Source organism: Butyrivibrio sp. TB (assembly GCF_900110805.1).
GTDB lineage: Bacteria > Bacillota > Clostridia > Lachnospirales > Lachnospiraceae > Butyrivibrio > Butyrivibrio fibrisolvens_C.
The window spans coordinates 1-18,485 of record NZ_FOER01000015.1; the positions used below are offsets into that span (position 1 = coordinate 1).

15 protein-coding genes and 1 rRNA gene are annotated in these 18,485 nt (G+C 39.7%); 4 read left to right on the forward strand and 12 right to left on the reverse strand.

Annotated elements, in window-relative coordinates:
• The 4 genes from BMX21_RS10925 to BMX21_RS10940 form a co-directional block, all read right to left on the reverse strand.
• A 16S ribosomal RNA gene (locus BMX21_RS10925) occupies nucleotides 1-86 on the reverse strand; the annotation flags it as partial.
• 660 nt (nucleotides 87-746) lie between these two features.
• Nucleotides 747-1,580, reverse strand: coding sequence for an undecaprenyl-diphosphate phosphatase (locus tag BMX21_RS10930; protein WP_092044226.1), 834 nt, complete (start codon nucleotides 1,578-1,580; stop codon nucleotides 747-749).
• 78 nt (nucleotides 1,581-1,658) lie between these two features.
• Nucleotides 1,659-2,852: a pyridoxal phosphate-dependent aminotransferase gene (locus tag BMX21_RS10935; RefSeq protein ID WP_022754770.1), complete on the reverse strand. Its 1,194-nt coding sequence runs from the start codon at nucleotides 2,850-2,852 to the stop codon at nucleotides 1,659-1,661.
• Between the two features lie 236 nt (nucleotides 2,853-3,088).
• A complete protein-coding gene (locus BMX21_RS10940) occupies nucleotides 3,089-4,564 on the reverse strand; it encodes a DUF6583 family protein (protein ID WP_092044229.1) in 1,476 nt (491 codons plus the stop codon).
• Nucleotides 4,565-5,012: 448 nt separating this feature from the next.
• Here BMX21_RS10940 and BMX21_RS10945 point away from each other — a divergent pair, with 448 nt between their 5' ends.
• Entirely contained in the window at nucleotides 5,013-5,996 is a 984-nt protein-coding gene (locus BMX21_RS10945; protein WP_092044233.1) for a biotin--[acetyl-CoA-carboxylase] ligase, read from the forward strand.
• A gap of 39 nt (nucleotides 5,997-6,035) precedes the next feature.
• Here the strand turns inward: BMX21_RS10945 and BMX21_RS10950 are convergent, their stop codons facing one another.
• The 4 genes from BMX21_RS10950 to deoD form a co-directional block, all read right to left on the reverse strand.
• On the reverse strand, nucleotides 6,036-7,136 hold the full coding sequence (locus tag BMX21_RS10950) for a hypothetical protein (protein ID WP_092044236.1): 1,101 nt from the start codon (nucleotides 7,134-7,136) through the stop codon (nucleotides 6,036-6,038).
• On the reverse strand, nucleotides 7,109-8,338 hold the full coding sequence (locus tag BMX21_RS10955) for an ABC transporter permease (RefSeq protein ID WP_092044239.1): 1,230 nt from the start codon (nucleotides 8,336-8,338) through the stop codon (nucleotides 7,109-7,111). The genes BMX21_RS10950 and BMX21_RS10955 overlap by 28 nt, the downstream gene beginning before the upstream one ends.
• A gap of 13 nt (nucleotides 8,339-8,351) precedes the next feature.
• Nucleotides 8,352-8,969, reverse strand: coding sequence for a heme ABC exporter ATP-binding protein CcmA (ccmA, locus tag BMX21_RS10960; RefSeq protein ID WP_022754765.1), 618 nt, complete (start codon nucleotides 8,967-8,969; stop codon nucleotides 8,352-8,354).
• A gap of 85 nt (nucleotides 8,970-9,054) precedes the next feature.
• On the reverse strand, nucleotides 9,055-9,777 hold the full coding sequence (deoD, locus tag BMX21_RS10965) for a purine-nucleoside phosphorylase (RefSeq protein ID WP_092044242.1): 723 nt from the start codon (nucleotides 9,775-9,777) through the stop codon (nucleotides 9,055-9,057).
• 435 nt (nucleotides 9,778-10,212) lie between these two features.
• On the opposite strand from deoD, the gene BMX21_RS10970 reads away from it, so the two are divergent.
• From BMX21_RS10970 to BMX21_RS10980, 3 genes are all read left to right on the forward strand, one after another.
• Nucleotides 10,213-11,694, forward strand: coding sequence for a UxaA family hydrolase (locus BMX21_RS10970; protein ID WP_027204870.1), 1,482 nt, complete (start codon nucleotides 10,213-10,215; stop codon nucleotides 11,692-11,694).
• 153 nt (nucleotides 11,695-11,847) lie between these two features.
• Nucleotides 11,848-13,377 carry a tagaturonate reductase gene (locus BMX21_RS10975; protein WP_092044245.1) on the forward strand — a complete coding sequence of 510 codons (1,530 nt, stop codon included), beginning with the start codon at nucleotides 11,848-11,850 and terminating at the stop codon, nucleotides 13,375-13,377.
• 81 nt (nucleotides 13,378-13,458) lie between these two features.
• On the forward strand, nucleotides 13,459-14,544 hold the full coding sequence (locus BMX21_RS10980) for a sugar kinase (protein WP_092044249.1): 1,086 nt from the start codon (nucleotides 13,459-13,461) through the stop codon (nucleotides 14,542-14,544).
• A 96-nt stretch (nucleotides 14,545-14,640) separates the two neighbouring features.
• On the opposite strand, the gene BMX21_RS10985 is transcribed toward BMX21_RS10980, so the two are convergent.
• The 4 genes from BMX21_RS10985 to BMX21_RS11000 form a co-directional block, all read right to left on the reverse strand.
• Nucleotides 14,641-15,072 (reverse strand): HIT family protein, encoded by a 432-nt coding sequence (locus tag BMX21_RS10985; RefSeq protein WP_022759058.1) that lies wholly within the window; start codon nucleotides 15,070-15,072, stop codon nucleotides 14,641-14,643.
• Nucleotides 15,073-15,241: 169 nt separating this feature from the next.
• A complete protein-coding gene (locus BMX21_RS10990) occupies nucleotides 15,242-16,765 on the reverse strand; it encodes an SGNH/GDSL hydrolase family protein (protein WP_177174010.1) in 1,524 nt (507 codons plus the stop codon).
• A gap of 41 nt (nucleotides 16,766-16,806) precedes the next feature.
• Entirely contained in the window at nucleotides 16,807-17,448 is a 642-nt protein-coding gene (locus BMX21_RS10995) for an RpiB/LacA/LacB family sugar-phosphate isomerase (protein ID WP_022754758.1), read from the reverse strand.
• Between the two features lie 129 nt (nucleotides 17,449-17,577).
• Nucleotides 17,578-18,447, reverse strand: a complete 870-nt coding sequence (locus BMX21_RS11000) for a gluconate 5-dehydrogenase (protein ID WP_092044260.1) — start codon at nucleotides 18,445-18,447, stop codon at nucleotides 17,578-17,580.
• Nucleotides 18,448-18,485 lie beyond the last annotated feature (38 nt).

Here is an 18,485-nt window from a genome sequence, read left to right on the forward strand (position 1 = left end):
TTCATCAGCGTTAAACTCCGTTCGACTTGCATGTGTTAGGCACGCCGCCAGCGTTCATCCTGAGCCAGGATCGAACTCTCACTTTAAAATAATTGTTCTTTCCGGTTCAGACTTATGCTGACTTAATCAGAATAATTCTGCTCCACTGTTATTTTCATAACAGCTTGATGGTGGCTAAACCATCAAAAATTTACTTTTGGTTTTTGTTCTTCTGAACATTCTGTCCTTCTTTAAAAAGAAGAACTGGAATTTTCAGGGTTGCATTACTGTTAAGTTGTCAAAGTGCTTTTGATCGCTTCATCATTGCTTTTGAAGCTCTCATGTCTTGGCTTGTCCGCCGCAACGTGTTATATCTTAACTCGTTGTCTTGGCTTTGTCAAGAACTTTTTTTAATTTATTTTCTCGCTTCTTGGAAGAACAAAGCTTCTCTCAAGCGGGCGTTTTTTAGTATATCATCCACCCCACATGATTGCAATAACTTTTTTGAAAAATTTTCAAATTTTTATTTTCCACCTTATGCTTGCCTTGAAATCGCCTTTAACGATGACCATCTTCCATATCAAGATCATGATTCAACAACATTAAAAGATCATCATTCATCGATATTAAAAGATCCGGTGCCCCGCATCGCGGATCACCGGATCTTAATCATTTTAACTTCCTGCCTGAACGAACCAGCATCCCCATCGCCTTTACGGCGGTAGGCAACATGGTTCATTTACTTAAACTTCGCACTTTTCAAACATTTATTTTAAGAAAAAATATGCAAGTACTACTACTCCAAGTATTATCCTATACCAGCCAAACACTTTAAAGTCATGTTTCCTGATATAACTCATCAAGAACTTGATCACAATAACAGATATAACAAAAGCAACTATCATTCCTGTTGCAAGTATGGCCACTTCAGATCCACTGAATGCAAGTCCGAACTTTACCAGCTTCAAAAGGCTCGCTCCAAACATTACAGGTATAGCCAAAAGGAAAGTAAAATTGGCTGCTGCCGTTCTGGATACTCCTATCATAAGTGATCCCACTATAGTAGCTCCACTTCTGGAAGTCCCAGGGAATATAGCTGCTATAAGCTGGAATACACCTATTATAAGCGCTGTTTTAAAGTCTATCTCTTCTATAGTCTTTATCACAACTTCTTTTCCTTTATTCTTATTCTCTATAATTATAAAGAGGATACCGAAGATGATTAGCATTGTAGCTACTACGTATCCATTATACAGGTGCTCATCAAGCCAGTCGTCAAAGAGAACGCCGACTATGGCTGCCGGTATACAGGCTACAAGTATCTTGGCCCAAAGCATCCATACGTCTTTTTTATTAACTCTTTTCTCTTGTCTTGCTTTTTTACTAAAATCCCAAGGGAATATCTGGTTCCAGTACAAGAGTACAACTGCAAGTATTGCACCAAGCTGTATTACAACTAAAAACATATTCCAGAAATCCTGGGAGACATCCATTTTGACAAACTCTTCCAATAGGATCATATGACCTGTCGAACTAACAGGAAGCCATTCTGTGATTCCTTCTACTATGCCGTACAAAAAAGCTTTAATAATATCAAGCATCTCAAACCTCTCACTATTTAACTATCATTCAATAGCTATATTTTAATACAGATGTTATAAATCATATTCTGTATTTGATCATCCAAGACCATATACCTCTTTTGCAAACTGTCTTAGTCTTGGCATTGCGCGTTCTACCTTCTCAGTGTCAATACAGTATGCCATTCTAAAAAATCCCGGAGCTCCGAAATTATCTGCCGGCACCAGTATAAGGTCATATTCTTTAGCCTTGTTACAGAAGGCAACTGAGTCTTCTTCAAGAGCTTTTGGCAGGATATAGAAAGTTCCTCCCGGCTTAACAACGCTAAATCCTATATCTACGAGTGTGTCATATATTATATTCATATTGGTCTCATATACAGACAGATCTGATGTAATGTCGCATACTTTACCAACTGCCTGCTGTATTATAGACGGAGGGCAGTTATGACCTGTGCCTCTTGATATCTGACCACACATAGGAACTATAAACTCAGCATCATCAGCCTTTGGATTAACAGCCACATAACCGATCCTCTCTCCCGGAAGCGACAGCGCTTTGGAAAAAGAATAGCATGAAAGAGTATTCTTATAAAAAGCAGATACATATGGAGCATCTGCATCCTTAAATACAATCTCCCTGTAGGGCTCATCAGATATCAGATAAATCGGATGTCCGAACTCTTCTGCCTTCCTTGTCATAGTATCAGCAAGATATCTGAGCGTACTTGTAGAATATGCTATACCCGAAGGATTGTTTGGAGTATTGATAAGAACTGCCATAACATCCTGCGTAAGCATTCTTTCAAATTCTTCTGTATTGATCTGGAATGTATCAGTATTGGCAGGAACAATTTTGAGTTTGCATCCTGCGCCTTCAACATAAGGCTTATATTCAGGGAAAAAAGGTGCGATTGTAAGCACTGTGTCGCCGGGCTTTGTCACTGCTCTGACAGCATGTGAGATAGCTCCCGCTGCACCGGTTGTAGGGAAAATATGTTCAGCAGTATAGTCCATGCCAAATCTTCTATTAAGAGAAGCAGCAATAGCTTCTTTGTATGAAGGATCGCCAAGTGTAGGACTATATCCATGAAGCTTCATCGGGTTCTCATCCCTAAGCATCTTGATCATCGTATCAGTAAATATTTCAGGAGCAGGAACTGATGGATTTCCAAGAGAAAAATCAAATACGTTCTCATATCCAATTTCCTTGCCTCTTGCAGTTGCATATTCCGAAAGATTTCGAATTATATTTTTGGCCCCAAGCATCGCTTTATAATCTTGATTGATCATTACAAACTCCTCCCTTACACTGTTACATAAATCTTATATGTGCTTACTTTTCATCTCTAACCCAAAGGATTGGATGAATCATTTCATCTGTATATAAAAGCCATCTGACTTTGCCCTATACACAACAGACTTATATTAACATATTTGCAAAAGAAAATCCCTCCCTGATAGATTTAGGATAAATCCGTAACCTACCAGAAAGGGATTGGTTGATTTATTTTAACATATCACGCAGATCAGAATCCACCAAAGAGTCCAGCAAATTCTTCTGCAAGATCTTCAAGCTCATCTTCATCAGCATTACCAAGATCTACAGCGTCTTTAGTATCGATCTTCTCAACCTTAGCACCTTTAGTAGCTGTGATTGACAGATTGAAATCTTCGATTGATGCTGAATAGTATGAATCATATTCTATATCATCAAACTCAAGCTTAAATCCGCCCTTTACCTTTTCATAAGTACCCTTGAGAGTGAATTCAGATCCTGAATATTCATCAGTATATGTCATCTTGATCTCTCCGGATTCCTTATCATATTCCATCTTGCTGGTCTTAACACCATTGCTATAAACTTCCTGAGTTATAACACCGTCTTCTTCTTCACCCTTAACCTCGTAGATAGTCTCTTTGCCGGACTTAACTTTTATGTTCTGAGTAGGGTAGCTTCCACCTTCGAAGAGAACCTCAACCTTGTCTTCACCTTCGGCATCAATAATGATAGCTGCAACCTGATTCTTGTAAAGATAGAATGTGATCTCTGCCTCATCGCTTCCATCAATCTCATCGAGAAGTGAATCATACATATCTTCGAGATCCTGATCTGTAAGCTCTTCAATAAGATCAAGCAGTTCTTCGTGGTTCTCTAATGCAGCCTTATACTCATTAAGTACTCCCTCAAGAGAATCCTTATCAAGTACTGTTGTATATCCTGAACACTTTACATCTTTGCCGTTAACTTCAAACTTTTCTGCATCAGCTTTTTCAAATTCAAGAGTTGCAAGAGCCTTTGAATTTGCATTTGCAAGATCCTTTACAAGGCTGTCGGAATCAGAGATAGTCTTAAGGATTGTATCGATCTGATCAAATGTTACTTCTCCGCCAAGAAGATCTTCAAGATCTCCATCCTTCTTAGCTGTGTAATCATAGAATACAGGACTGTCAAGTCCTTTCATGTCAAAGCATACCTTTGACTGATTCATATAAAAACTAAAATTTAAAGAAACGATGCTTGCACCAGCATCACCAGTAACAGACATCTCTTTGCCCTTCTTGGCATAGCTTACATTAGCATCAACCTTCGTACCTTCAACCTTACCGCTGAGTTCCATCTCTACCTGAAGGTCATCAGCAGAATCCTGAAGTACAGAAGTATCAAACATCTGAGCCTGACTAAATGTATTAACAAGCGCTTTCTCAATCTTAGTTGCCGGTGAACCGAACATTCCCGCAACCTTAACAACAAGGAAGATAAGAGCTGCAACTATAAGTACAGCTGCTCCAACTCCTAAATACAAGCCAGTTTTCTTCTTTGGCTGATCAGGAGTGCTACCAAAATTCTGTCCCTGATAAGGTGTCTGGTTAATTGGCTGACCTGTCATTGGATCAAATGCCGGTCCATTTTGCTGCTGAATCGGCTGCCCTGTAGCCGGATCAAATTTGGGCTGAGCATTTTCTTCAGGAATTGGCTGCCCTGTCATTGGATCAAATTTCATATTATCCATCCCTCCATATTCTTTGATAATTAATCCATCAAAATTTTTAATTTTTGAAGAAAAAACATTTTATTATTGTTTCTTCGTTCACACGAAACATCACATGGCTCATTCTATACTACTTTAAGAAAGTATGCAAACATTATAGACCAAACGTAATTTTGATGCGACGAACGACATGTTTTTGGAAATAAGGTAAAAATGGCTTTTTGGCTCAGTGTCTGTTATCATGACGTAAGGGTAAGTATACATTTTTGAATCAAAGATTCAAAAATGCAGCAATAGAGCAGGTTGAGTTCACCTTCGGTGAAGGCTCTATTGCCAACAGATTCATTGAATCATATTTACGTTCAAGAAAACATACTCGTTGAACGGCGCATCAAAGGCTAACGTCACGAAAATACGCCGCAGCAATTTACAAACAAGCCAGAAAGAAGGAATACCACTAATGTCCGCCAAAGAGAAGATCCTTGATCTTTTAATCGAAAATAAAGGTTCATATATATCCGGCGAGGAGCTGGCATCAACCATAGGGATATCCCGTGCCGGAATATGGAAAAACATCAAAAAACTTCAAAATGAAGGTCATCTTATAGATGCAGTAACCAATAAAGGCTACATGCTAAAGCCAAGTAGTGATGTTTTTGATGAAAAAAGCATCAGAAAGCATCTTGACATACCACAGAATATTGTCAATTTCAAGATCTTAAAAGAAACCCAGTCCACTAACTCGGTTGCTTATCAGATGGCTCTATCCGGAGAACCTGAAGGTCTTGTGGTTCTTTCTAGACAGCAGAGTCTTGGTCGCGGACACAAAGGGCATACATTCTATTCACCGGCAGGTTCCGGAATATATCTAAGTATCCTTCTAAGACCCTCCAATCTCTCAAGCTCTAGAACAGGTCTTATAACCTGCATGGGAGCATCTGCCATGTGCAGAGCCTTAAGAGATGTATCCGGCAAGGATGTAAGGATCAAATGGGTCAACGACTTATTTTTAGATGGCCGAAAAGTATGCGGCATCTTGACAGAAGGAGCTCTGGATCTTGAAAGCGGACTTCTTGGCTTTAGTATTACAGGATGCGGTGTCAATCTATATCCTCCTAAAGGCGGATTTCCTCCGGAATTATCTGATATTGCAGGATCCTTGTTCGAAGATAATGTAGATGATGGCGGAAGCAGGATAACTGCGGGATTTCTGAATTATTTCTTCGGATACTATGAAGATTTCAAAAAAGGAAACCACGAAGGCTTCCTTAATGATTACAGACAACATTCACTTATCATCGGCAAAAATGTCAAATTTGATATAGATAAAGAAGAGCACACCGGCAAGGTAATAGCAATTGATGATCTGTGCCGACTTGTAATACAAGAAAGCGGCGAAAGACCGTACTTACTAGAGCCCGGCAAAGTATCCATACATTTTTGAATCTAAGATTCAAAAATGTATACTTTAAAAATTATAAAATCAGTGAGTAAGATACTCTATGATCCTTAAGTATGCGCCTGCAGGAAAAAGATATGACACCGGCTTTAATGATGGCACATATTCCGATACATCCTGCCACACAGGGCATATGATAACCTGCGCTATAAGAAAAGTCATGATCCAGGCCATATAACTTACTGCATTGTTTAAAAGCTTACTAAGAAGAAAAGTCCATATAACTGCTGCCATCACAAAGATGATATACAAAAGGATATCTAAAAAAACATCCACAGAAGGATCAAGTATCCTTATAAGCACAAAGCCTGTGATACCGGGAACAATAATACCTGTAATATACAAAAGGATCTCAAAACGTGTCTTTTCTCCAAAAGGAAGCGCTTTAGAAACACAGCTTGCGCTTCCGTAGAACTTCTCACTTCCATTTAGCAAAAGAGCCATCGTAATAAGGATCATTACAAGTCCTCTTACAGGCTGCATCTTCTTATCGCTTTCTGATGCCTTTATTCCTTCTACAGTCTGATAATCTGCGTTAAAGACATCATCTCCTGATAAGAGTCTGTCATATTCATCTGTAAGCCAGGCAGTTATTTCAAAGTCATCTCGTCCAAATATCTCATAGCTTTCACTGTCTATGAGGATCTTACCATATATTTCAAAGAATTCTGCAAATACTGTCTCCCTGGCAACTTCTCCTTTGGTCGTATAATTGGATGAGACATATTCTATAAGATCACTTGTATCACACAAAGCTATCCTTTCATCAAAATCCTCTGATAATACAAATCCGCATTCTGCACTTCCTCTCGTAACTTCGTCTATAAGCGCGTCATAGGTTTCTATACGTTCAAATTCAAAGATCGTATCATTTTTTTGAGAGGCAGTTAAAAGATTATCTATCAGCTTTTGACTATAGCTATCTTCAAGAGCGTTCTCATCTGCACTATACAAAAGAATCCTTTTGTTATTAACATCAGGCGCTGTTACATAGAATATAGCCAATACGGATATGACCATAAAAAGAGCGATCACCCAAAGAAAAGGTCTTTTGAGCTGACGTTTTAAAAGAAGCACAAACCATCTGCTTCCTCTTCTCAGCTGTGCATTTTTCTGTTCTGACATACTACTCCTCCTGCAGCAAACAGTAATCCCGTGCCAAGAAGCGACAAGATAACTTTTATATCAGGATATGAAAAAAGGATCAAAGAAACCCCTGTTCTCCACAATCTCATGGGCATGATCCCACCGATTTTCTGAAATACATCAGGCAAAAAAGCCATTGGAAAAATGCAGCCTGACGAAAAAGCCATAAATATCGCCATTAATATCAGTATCATTGCATTCTGTGCTTCTATATCAGACAGCGAATATATAAAATGAAAGAATCCTGCAAGGGAAAAAGATAAAATTAAAAGTCCCGGAATCAGTGCTATCTCAAAATAAAAATCCGTAACCGCTCCTGTAACACCTGAATATATCATTATCATACATATCATAATAATTGATATAAAGAGCAAAAATGTCGCCATAACAAGAATTCTTACTAATCCTGATAACACAACACCTATACCGTTGACACGGATTTTTTTTCTTACAACAAGGTCATTACCTGAGTACAGATTTCCAAATAAAAGACCTGCAAAAAGAAGTATCACAGCAAAGCCTGACGCTATGTAATACTGCATTATAGTATCTTCTCCAAAAGCTGATACACTGGTATCTGCTATAACACTGTTTCTATCAAGAGCATTCCTTGTAAAAAGATCTGTAAGAAGATTCTCCATGTCGCTTCTTGAAATAACCATAGAATACCCATGTATCCAGGCATCAGTAACTGCATAAATTCCTGATTCACCTGTTCTTATAAGAGATATTCCATCCCTTACCTCTTCATGAAAAACCTGGGTATTAAGCTTGGTATCTTCAGGAAGAAGGACGATTGCAGGGGTATTGATACCCGTCATGATATCATTTATAAATGTATCTCCAAGAATGATCGCAGCCTGCACAGAACCATCTCTTATGCCTTTACTTGCTTCATCCATAGAAAGGTAAGTAAAATCAGCTATATCACTTACGCTCTCCTGCATCTGGATAAGTGACGAAAGAGCCTTGAGTGTGCCGGCTTCTTCGCTGCTTGGCAGTACCATGGCGACAGTTACTTTCTCATAATCAGTAAGATGCGACATCACGTAGAAAGCTCCAGTCATGCCTATTCCTATTATAATAGCCATGATCATGATAGATAAAAGCATATGTGCAAAGCTTGCAAGCATTCTTTTGTATTCAATTCGTATATATTGTAAAAGGTAATTTTTTTTCATTTATCTATTATATTTATGTATGCCTAAGCACACCATTTTCCATGCTATAAACTTTGGTGCTGTCATTCATCTCAAGTTCATCATGAGTTGCAACAATGATGATACCGTTGCCCTGTCTGAATGTTTTCATCCAGGTCCTTATCTCCTTTTTGAAATAAATATCAAGAGACGCCGTAGGCTCATCCATAATAAGCACAGGCGGATTACTAACGCAGGCGCAGGCTATTGCAACACGTCTTTTCATACCGCCAGAGAGCTGTGATACCTTCATCTTCAGAATATCATCAAGGCTAAACTCTGTTATAAGCTCCTGAGAAGGTCTCCCTCCTCTTCCGCTCCAAAGGCTTATATTGTCCTGAACGCTCAGCTCATCCAAAAGAGGGTTGTCCTGAGGAAGGTATCCTGTAAACTGCCTGAAAACAGACTTATGTTTATCTGCCCTGCTCCCCCAGAAAGAAATCGTACCGGACGCAGGCTTATCTATTCCTGCAAGTATACGAAGGAAGGTTGATTTGCCGCTTCCGTTTCTTCCTATTATTGCGATCTGATCACCGGGACGAGCGTCAAACGATATCCCTTTCAAAACCTTATTCTTGCCATATGATCTTTGAATATCTCTTACTTCAAGCATGTAATGCTCCAGCTCCTTAATGTTATTACAAAAATAGCCGCGCTGTATGATATACACAACGCGGCACTTCATGCGCTACTATTATTTATGCATCAAGCTTTGCTGCAGCTTCAAGAGCTACTTTGATCATATCGTTAAAGCTTGTCTCACGTTCCTTGGCAGTTGTCTCCTTGCTTGTTACAAGGCTGTCTGAGATAGTAAGAAGGCATGCAGCATGCTTATTAAGGACATTAGCATTATGGAAAAGAGCAAAACTCTCCATCTCTACGCATACGCAGCCCTGCTGCTCACTAAGCTCTTTGAACTTGTTGAAACCATCCTGGTAATAGAACACATCTCCTGAATGGATAGGTGCTTCAAGAACCTTGATTCCGGATTCATCAGCACAGCCTTTTATAACTTCATTGAGCTTATCATCAGGGTACATGAACTCTCCCTGACCGCCGCCTTGTACCATAGCATAACTTGACTTACTGTAAGCCTTGCTTGCAAGTACAACATTAAGAAGATCTACATCTGCTCTGTAACTTCCTGCAGATCCAACCCTTATGATGTTCTCTACATCGTAGAATTTGTAAAGCTCATAAGAATAGATACCAATACTTGGCATACCCATACCTGATGCCATGACAGAAACAGGAACTCCCTTATATGTGCCAGTATATCCAAACATATTTCTAACATCGTTCACAAGCTTGGGATTTTCAAGGAATGTCTCTGCGATATATTTGGCTCTGAGGGGATCTCCCGGCATCAGAACTGTCTTTGCAAAATCACCTTTCTCCGCGCGATTGTGTGGTGTACTCATAATAATCCTCCTAACATGATTTGTCATAAATCTTATTGCATAGCATGTGCTAATGCAATATCTCGTTTTTACAACAACAAAATAAGTTGCATGGCATTAGGACTGTTTTTAAATCTGAAAAAGGTTCAAAAGCCATACCACATATATTATACTTCAAAACTGCACAGTTTTTGAAGTCCATTTTTGTAAACTCTTACAAAAGAAGATGAAATCATCTTAAAAAGCCTATCATTTAAAAGCTCCTTTCACTTTCTTCCACAGCAAGCAATCTGATAATCTTCTTGACATTTTAAGGCAAGGGTCTTATATTTTATGTAAGCACTTACATTTTTTATAAAAAAACTATATTAATGCGACTTTTTAGTCTTTGTTTTGAATAATTTTGGAACGTAATTACATAAAATCTTTTTTCAAAATATACACATAAGGAGCTTTATGAAAGAATTTATTAGAATCAATGACTCAGACAACGTTGCAGTTGCTCTGATGCCTCTTTCAAAAGATAAGACTATCGATCTTGGTGACATCAAAGTCACTTTGCTTCAGGATATACCCCAGGGACACAAGTTTGCGCTTGCCAAAATAAAATCAGGCGATGCGGTAATCAAATACGGCAATCAGATCGGGATCGCCAAAGAAGACATTCCTATGGGAAGTTGGGTTCACACACACAATATAGGAACCGCTCTTGGTGAACTTCTTGAATATAACTATAATCCCGTGCATGCAAGCATCACCGGCTCAGAAGAAAGATTTTTTGACGGATTCAGAAGATCTGACGGCAAAGTCGGCGTTCGTAATGAAATATGGATCGTTCCTACTGTCGGATGCATGAACTCAGTTGCCAAAGAGATAGAGCGTAGCGCTCAGCATCTTGTAGGCGGATCCCTTGAATCCATCTTTGCATTCAATCATCCTTATGGTTGCTCTCAGATGGGCGATGATCAGGAGAATACAAGAGAGATTCTTGCTGATCTTATAAGACATCCAAATGCAGGCGGCGTTTTGGTTCTTGGCCTTGGCTGCGAGAATTCCAATATCGATGTTTTAAAGCCGTACCTTGGCGACTATGATGACAAGAGGATCAAATTCCTTGTAGGTCAGAATTCTGAAGATGAAGTTGAAGATGCACTTGCCATCCTTACCGATCTTGCAGAATATGTTAAGACTTTCAAAAGAGAAAAATGCAGTGCGTCAGAACTTATAATCGGCATGAAATGCGGAGGTTCCGACGGACTTTCCGGAATCACTGCCAATCCAACTGTAGGAGGCTTTTCGGATATTCTCATAAGCAAAGGAGGTACGACAATCCTTACTGAAGTACCTGAGATGTTCGGCGCAGAGCAGCAGCTCATGAACAGATGTGAAAACGAAGAGCTCTTTGATAAGACAGTCTGCCTTATCAATGATTTTAAGAACTACTTCAAAGCTCACAACCAGACAATATATGAGAACCCATCACCGGGCAACAAAGCAGGAGGCATCTCAACTCTCGAAGATAAGTCCAACGGATGTACTCAGAAGTCAGGAAGTGCTCCTGTCAAAGGCGTACTTAAGTATGCAGAACCTGTACATGAAAAGGGTCTTAATCTTCTCTCTGCCCCAGGCAATGATCTTGTTGCATCAACGGCGCTTGCCGCTTCCGGAGCACAGATCATCCTCTTTACAACAGGAAGAGGAACGCCTTTTGCCAGCCCTGTACCTACAGTTAAGATTTCTACCAACAATGCTCTTTATAACAAGAAAAAGAACTGGATCGACTTTAACTGCGGCACTATCGTAGAGACAGATACTGTAAGCGGTCTGTCAGAAAAACTATTCGAGTACGTTCTCGAAGTTGCTTCCGGCAAAACTGTAAAGTCTGAAGATGCAGGATATCATGACCTTGCAATATTCAAACAGGGTGTAACACTTTGATCAAGACTAATTGTTACTTCTTTTTACGCTTTAAATATTGTGTATAAACCAAGATCCAAATACTAACATTTCAATTCAACGATCTTACAAATGGATTTAATAATGTTTATTTATAGAAAATAATTCATATATTTAATAAAGAGAGGGTTAAAAATGAAAACTTTAAGTTACAAAACACTTGAGGAAAACGGATACGACGGATACCTGTTAAAGGATGCTCCCGAAAGAGTACTTCAGTTTGGTGAAGGCAATTTCCTTCGCGCATTTGTAGACTATTTCATTGATCTTATGAATGAGAAGGCTGGATTTAATTCTAAGGTTGTACTGGTACAGCCTATTGCAGCTCCAATGATCCATGACATGATCAATAATCAGGACGGCCTTTATACTCTCTATCTTCGCGGACAGGAGAATGGTCAGGCAGTCAACAAGAAAAGAGTCATCTCCTGCGTATCACGCTGCATAGATCCATATGCCGAGTTCGATGCTCTTATGGCCTGCGCAGATAACCCGGATCTTAGATTCATTACATGTAATACAACAGAAGCAGGAATCGCTTATGATCCAAACTGCAAGTTTGAAGATAAGCCAGCTGCTTCATATCCAGGTAAACTCTGCCAGTTCATGTACAGACGTTTCCAGAAATTTGGCGATCAGAAGGGCAAGGGTTTCATCATCCTCTCATGTGAGCTTATCGACAACAATGGTAAGGAGCTCAAAAAATGTCTCCTTCAGTATGCTGACCTGTGGAATCTTGGAGATGACTTCAAGAAGTGGATCGATGAAGAGAACATCATCTGTTCTACACTTGTAGACCGTATCGTTCCAGGTCGTATCAGAGATGCTGAGGAAGTTAAAAAGATCGAAGAAGAAAACGGATATCATGATGATCTTGTAGATGTGGGTGAAGTATTCGGTTTCTGGGTTATAGAAGGACCTCAGTCCATAAAGAAAGAGTTCCCTTGTAAAGAGGCTGACCTTCCAATCCTCATCTGTGATGACCACAAGCCTTACAAACAGAGAAAGGTTCGTATCCTTAACGGAGCACATACTTCCTTTGTACTTGGCGCTTACCTTGCAGGTGAGAATATCGTACGTGACTGTATGCATGATGAGACTATCCACGGATTTATGGACAAGCTCCTCTATGAAGAGGTAATTCCTACACTTACACTTGATCCTGACGACTGCAAACAGTTTGCAAGCGATGTAACAGATCGTTTTGCTAACCCTTATGTAGACCACCAGCTCCTGTCCATCTCTCTTAACTCTACTTCCAAGTGGAAAGCAAGAGTTATGCCTTCCTTCAAGGGTTATGTAGAGAAATACGGAAAGCTTCCTGTATGTATCACTGCATCTTTTGCTTTCTATGAGATGTTCTATCATCAGGGCAAAGAGCTTACAGATAAGGGACTTGAAGCTGTTCGTCCTAGCGCCGCTGTTACCCCTGTAGTTTCAGGACCATCCGAATATGTAATAAGCGATGACAGGCCTATCCTTGAGTTCTACTATGCTCACAAGGATGACGACGTTTCTGCTCTTACTCATGCAGTTCTTTCAAATACAGATTTCTGGGGCGAAGACCTTACCAAGATTGAAGGATTCGAAGAAGCTGTTACAGGTTATGCTAAGATGATAGAAGAAAAAGGCGCTTATGAAGTAATGAAATCCTGCCTTAACTAAAAATAAATATAGAATCTAATAGTAAAAAGTTTGAAAATGATGAGTTTTCAAACTTTTTTACTAAAAATAATGAGGCCAATCATGGAACACAGTAATCCGCTTTTAAGAAATAATAATTCTCCAAAATTCATTACAATAGGCGAAGTCATGCTTCGCCTAACCCCTCCTAATTATGACAAGATAAGGGTTGCAACAAGCTTTGATGCAAGCTATGGCGGAAGTGAAGCCAATATAGCTCTTGCTCTTGCAAACCTTGGGATAGACTCAACTTTTTTTACCGTAGTACCTGATAACAGTCTTGGAAAATCCGCTGTAAGGATGCTTCGAAGTAATGATGTACACTGCACTCCCATAATCCTGACAACACCTGATGAAACTCCTACCCACAGGCTTGGAACCTATTATCTTGAGACCGGCTACGGTATAAGACCCAGCCAGGTAATATATGATCGTAAACACTCAGCTTTTAGCGAGTATGATTTTAGTAAAGTCGATATAGATGCGCTTCTATGTGATTATGACTGGCTTCATCTGTCAGGTATCACTCCTGCTCTTTCTAAAAGCTGCGCAGATTTTATACTAAATTGCCTTGAAGTAGCCAAAGACAAAAATATCACCGTAAGCTTTGACGGGAACTTTAGATCTACTCTCTGGACCTGGGAAGAAGCCAGGGATTTCTGCACATTGTGCCTTCCATATGTTGATGTACTCTTCGGAATTGAGCCTTATCACTTATATAAAGATGATAATGACCATGAAAAAGGAGATGTAAAGGACGGTGTTCCATTCCAGCCTTCCTTCAAGCAGCAGGATCAGATATTCAGACATTTCGTATCCAGATATCCTAATATCAAATGTATAGCAAGACATGTACGCTATGCCCATTCCGGTTCCGAGAACAGCTTAAAAGCCTTCATGTGGTACCAGGGCGAAACTACAGAATCAAAGCTGTTTACTTTTAATATACTGGACAGGGTTGGCGGAGGAGATGCCTTTGCAAGCGGTCTTATCTATGCAATGATGAACGGATACGATGCAGATGAGATGATCAATTTCGCTGTAGCATCATCAGTAATCAAGCATACTATAAGAGGCGATGCCAATATAACAGACAATGCCGAAACCATCAGGAATCTGATGAATATGAACTATGATATAAAAAGATAGAGAGATGTAATCATTATTCCCACTTGAACAGACCAGCATCCGCAAAGACTTTATAGGGGTGCTGGTCCGTCCAAGTGGGAAATATGCAAATATATATCACAGAGCTGCTTTGATCTTCTCGATCATCTCTTTGTACTCATCATCTGTAAGGAATTTCTTCTGAGGATTCATCTCAAAAGTTGTATTCCATTCAAACTCATCCTTGTACTTAGGAACAAGGTGCATATGAAGGTGACATCCTGAATCTGCATATGCTCCGTAGTTGACCTTATCAGGATTAAAAGCTTTATGAATAGCTTTGGATGCTCTGTTTACATCTGCAAAGAATGCATCTCTGTCTTCATCTGATATATCAACTATCTCACTTACATGATCCTTGTATGCTACGATGCAGCGGCCCGGGTGGCTCTGCTCCTTGAAAAGGATGAGTGAACTTACTGACAGATCACATATATAGATTCCGAAAGCATCAAGATGCTCATCTCTCATACAATAACCACAATTTGCGTCTTTTTTAATTTCTGACATTTTACTACCTCTTTTACATTTTTATCTATATGATATAAATCCAACCAGCAATAATTTGTCTTTGGAGAGATTTATAACAATCATATAAGCTACCAATCTTCTAAGAAATTCATAACGATCATATACGTTGCCTATCTTCCAATTGATTCATAGCAATCATATACGCTGCCTATCTTACTGATGATTCATAACAATCATAACTACTGCTTATCTGCCCGTCAATCTCAAGGCTTATATTGCCTGCGCTTATAGCTACTGCTCTTGATGCAAATATACCAACGTAGACATATTCAGGATCAACTGCTGTGAGCGTATAATCATAACCTGCAGATACTGCATCGTAGCCTTCTATACTTGCTTTATATCCATCTCTTGTAGACTCTATTGTCATATGCCTTACGTCATGAAGCTTGGGTTCTGCTATGAGTTCTCCGCCTTCAAAGTCAAGTTCACCGCTCTTTCTTGCAAAGGTGTTAGTTCCCTTAGGATAAGAAGGATTAAACATAACACCAGCGCAGACATAGTCTCCCAGAAGCTCACCTATAGCACTGTCAACATAGATATCATCTCTTACCATAAGTCCGTATGCTGCAAAGTCGCTGGGGCCGCCTGATTCGTTAAAGCTTTCGATCATAATATCTGCACTTAATTTAAAGCTCTTTGATACAGGTATACGGATATAATACATAGCTATGCCATCTGACTTACTTGCAATCTTGCCGTTATTGCCATGATTGCCGGCAGATATATAAAGCGATCCATCCTTTTGGTCAAAAGAAAAGTCGTCACTCCTTGGGCCATGTCCGCTTATATCACCAAAAACTGTCGGGTACCATACATTTTTATTTTCATCAAATGCTGCATTCCAATAATCGCTTCCTTTATCAGGCCTTATATAAACAGGATCTTTGTAGTCTTTATTTATAGACTTGCTGACCCAGTAGCTTGCTTGTTCCAAAGGATCATCATACTCATCCTTTAGATATAGAGCCAAAGAAGGAGCTGACTTTCTTATATCCTGCGCAATAAGATAAGCATTGACTGCAGCCCCAAACATACTTGTATGAGTATCATCAACGCATATCGGTCTTGATCCTGTCCTTGCATGCATCATAAGCGTGTTATTATCAGGATCATCACCTGTGTCAACTTTAAATGCAATATCTACAGTCTGCTTCGTAAGATCGCAAACAGGTATAGACAATTCCTGGCCAAGCTGCCTTATAGCCCTGGGATAATCTCCATCAGGTGTTATATGAACGAAGTCATTTTTATATATAAGATCTTTATCTCTTCTTGCTATCGGTGTTACAAGGATGCAGGAAGCACCTTTATCATTTGCAGGTTTTATATAGTATCTGTATAGACTATGTGCAAAAGATCCTTCGCTATCTTTATCTCCAATAGCTGATGTGAAGGTGGAATCGCCTCTTTTCTCATCATTATGTCCAAAGCCAATGATAAGAAAATCGTCCTCAGCTATTCCTTCAAGAAAAGACCTGTAGTTATCAGTCTTTCTAAAACTCTTGGAACTTGTACCTGAAATGGCAAGATTAATGATGCGAAGATCGTCTTTAAAAAACAGCTTCAGGCCTTCACCCCATCCTACCCTTGGCATATAATATTTGTCGTTAAAACCTGATACAGTACTATCTCCAACTACCCACAAGGTTGATCTGTAATTCTGATCCAAAATCCGCTCCTTTATAAACATACATTCAGCAAGTCAGATAATTATCCGATGATCTCTTTTACAGTAGCTGCGATCTTCTCATCCTTGCAGTCCTTGAAGAAGTTCTCTGCAAAATGTTCACCGGCAAATGCGCCCTTTACAAGCTCCTTGTCAAGGCCCTTAAGGATAACTGACATATCCTGAACGTAAGTTACCTTCTTAACTTCATCAAGGATCTTCTTATTCCTCTGCTCAGGCACAACTCTTTCCTTAGGATATCCGCCGCCAAATGGCTCAGACCAGAGCTTTTCAAAGATATATTCAAGATTAAGGTCTCCGCCCCATCCAAATCCGAGAGCAAATGGAAGTGATATAGCATTGCCATCATTGATCTGGGCAAATGTGTATGCATCAAGAGGAGTCTCTACATGTCCGCAGATAACGCCGGGAAATGAGTTAAGCGCAAGCATAGCGCCTTCACCTGTTCCGCATCCTGTTACTACAAAATCTGCTGCGCCGCTGTTTAGAAGTGTTGCTGCAAGGATGCCGTTCTGAACATATGTAAGCTGAGCCTTATCATCAGATGAGTACATACCGTAGTTAACTACTTCAAATCCCTTGGTATCAGCAACTTTCTTAAGTGCATTATAGATAACGGCATTTTTAGCTGCCTGTGAGTTTTCATTAATGAGTGCTATCTTCATACTATTTTTGATCCGATAATAGATAACTTACCGGATACTTCCTTTCGTTATTTTATATTTCGATATTTTTATATTTCCTTACAACAACAGGCGAACCTTAATGGGGCTCGCCTGCAACAATATTATTTATCAGTCATTAACCTTTACATCAGGCTGCTCTTCAATTTCATCAGCGAACTTGGATTCGTCAAGATTTGCAGGATCCTGTCCGATGTATGCTGAGATACCGCCATCAATATATACAACCTGACCGTTGATAAAGTCAGAAGCTGGAGAAGCAAGGAATACTGCAAGGCCCATAAGATCTTCTGTGTGTCCCCATCTCTGTGCAGGTGTCTTACTACGGATGAAACGATCAAATGGAGCCATTGATCCATCAGGCTGCTTCTCACGAAGAGGTGCTGTCTGAGGAGTTGCGATATAGCCAGGTCCAATAGCATTGCACTGGATATTGTACTGACCATACTCAGAACAGATATTTCTGGTGAGCATCTTAAGTCCGCCCTTAGCTGCAGCATAGGCTGAAACTGTCTCACGACCAAATTCTGACATCATGGAACAAGCATTGATGATCTTACCGGACTTCTTCTCTATCATATCCGGAAGAACAGCCTTAGAGCAGATGAAAGGACCTGTAAGGTCTACATTGATAACTGCATTCCACTCGCCAACGCTCATCTCATGCATAGGGATTCTCTTAATGATACCTGCGTTGTTAACAAGGATATCGATAGTACCAATCTTTTCTTTTACATCAGCTACGAACTTCTGAACCTGTTCCTCGTTAGTAACGTCACATACAGCGCCGTATACATCAATTCCAAGCTTCTTGTACTCTTCATATCCTCTGTCTACAAGCTCCTGCTTGATATCATTGAATACGATCTTAGCTCCGGCTTCTGCATACGCTTTAGCATAAGCAAGACCAAGACCATATGATGCGCCTGTGATCCATGCAACCTTTCCCTTAAGAGAGAACTTGTCGAGAATGTTACCCATAATTTTTTCCTCCGTTTATATGTACTATTTGTATTGTT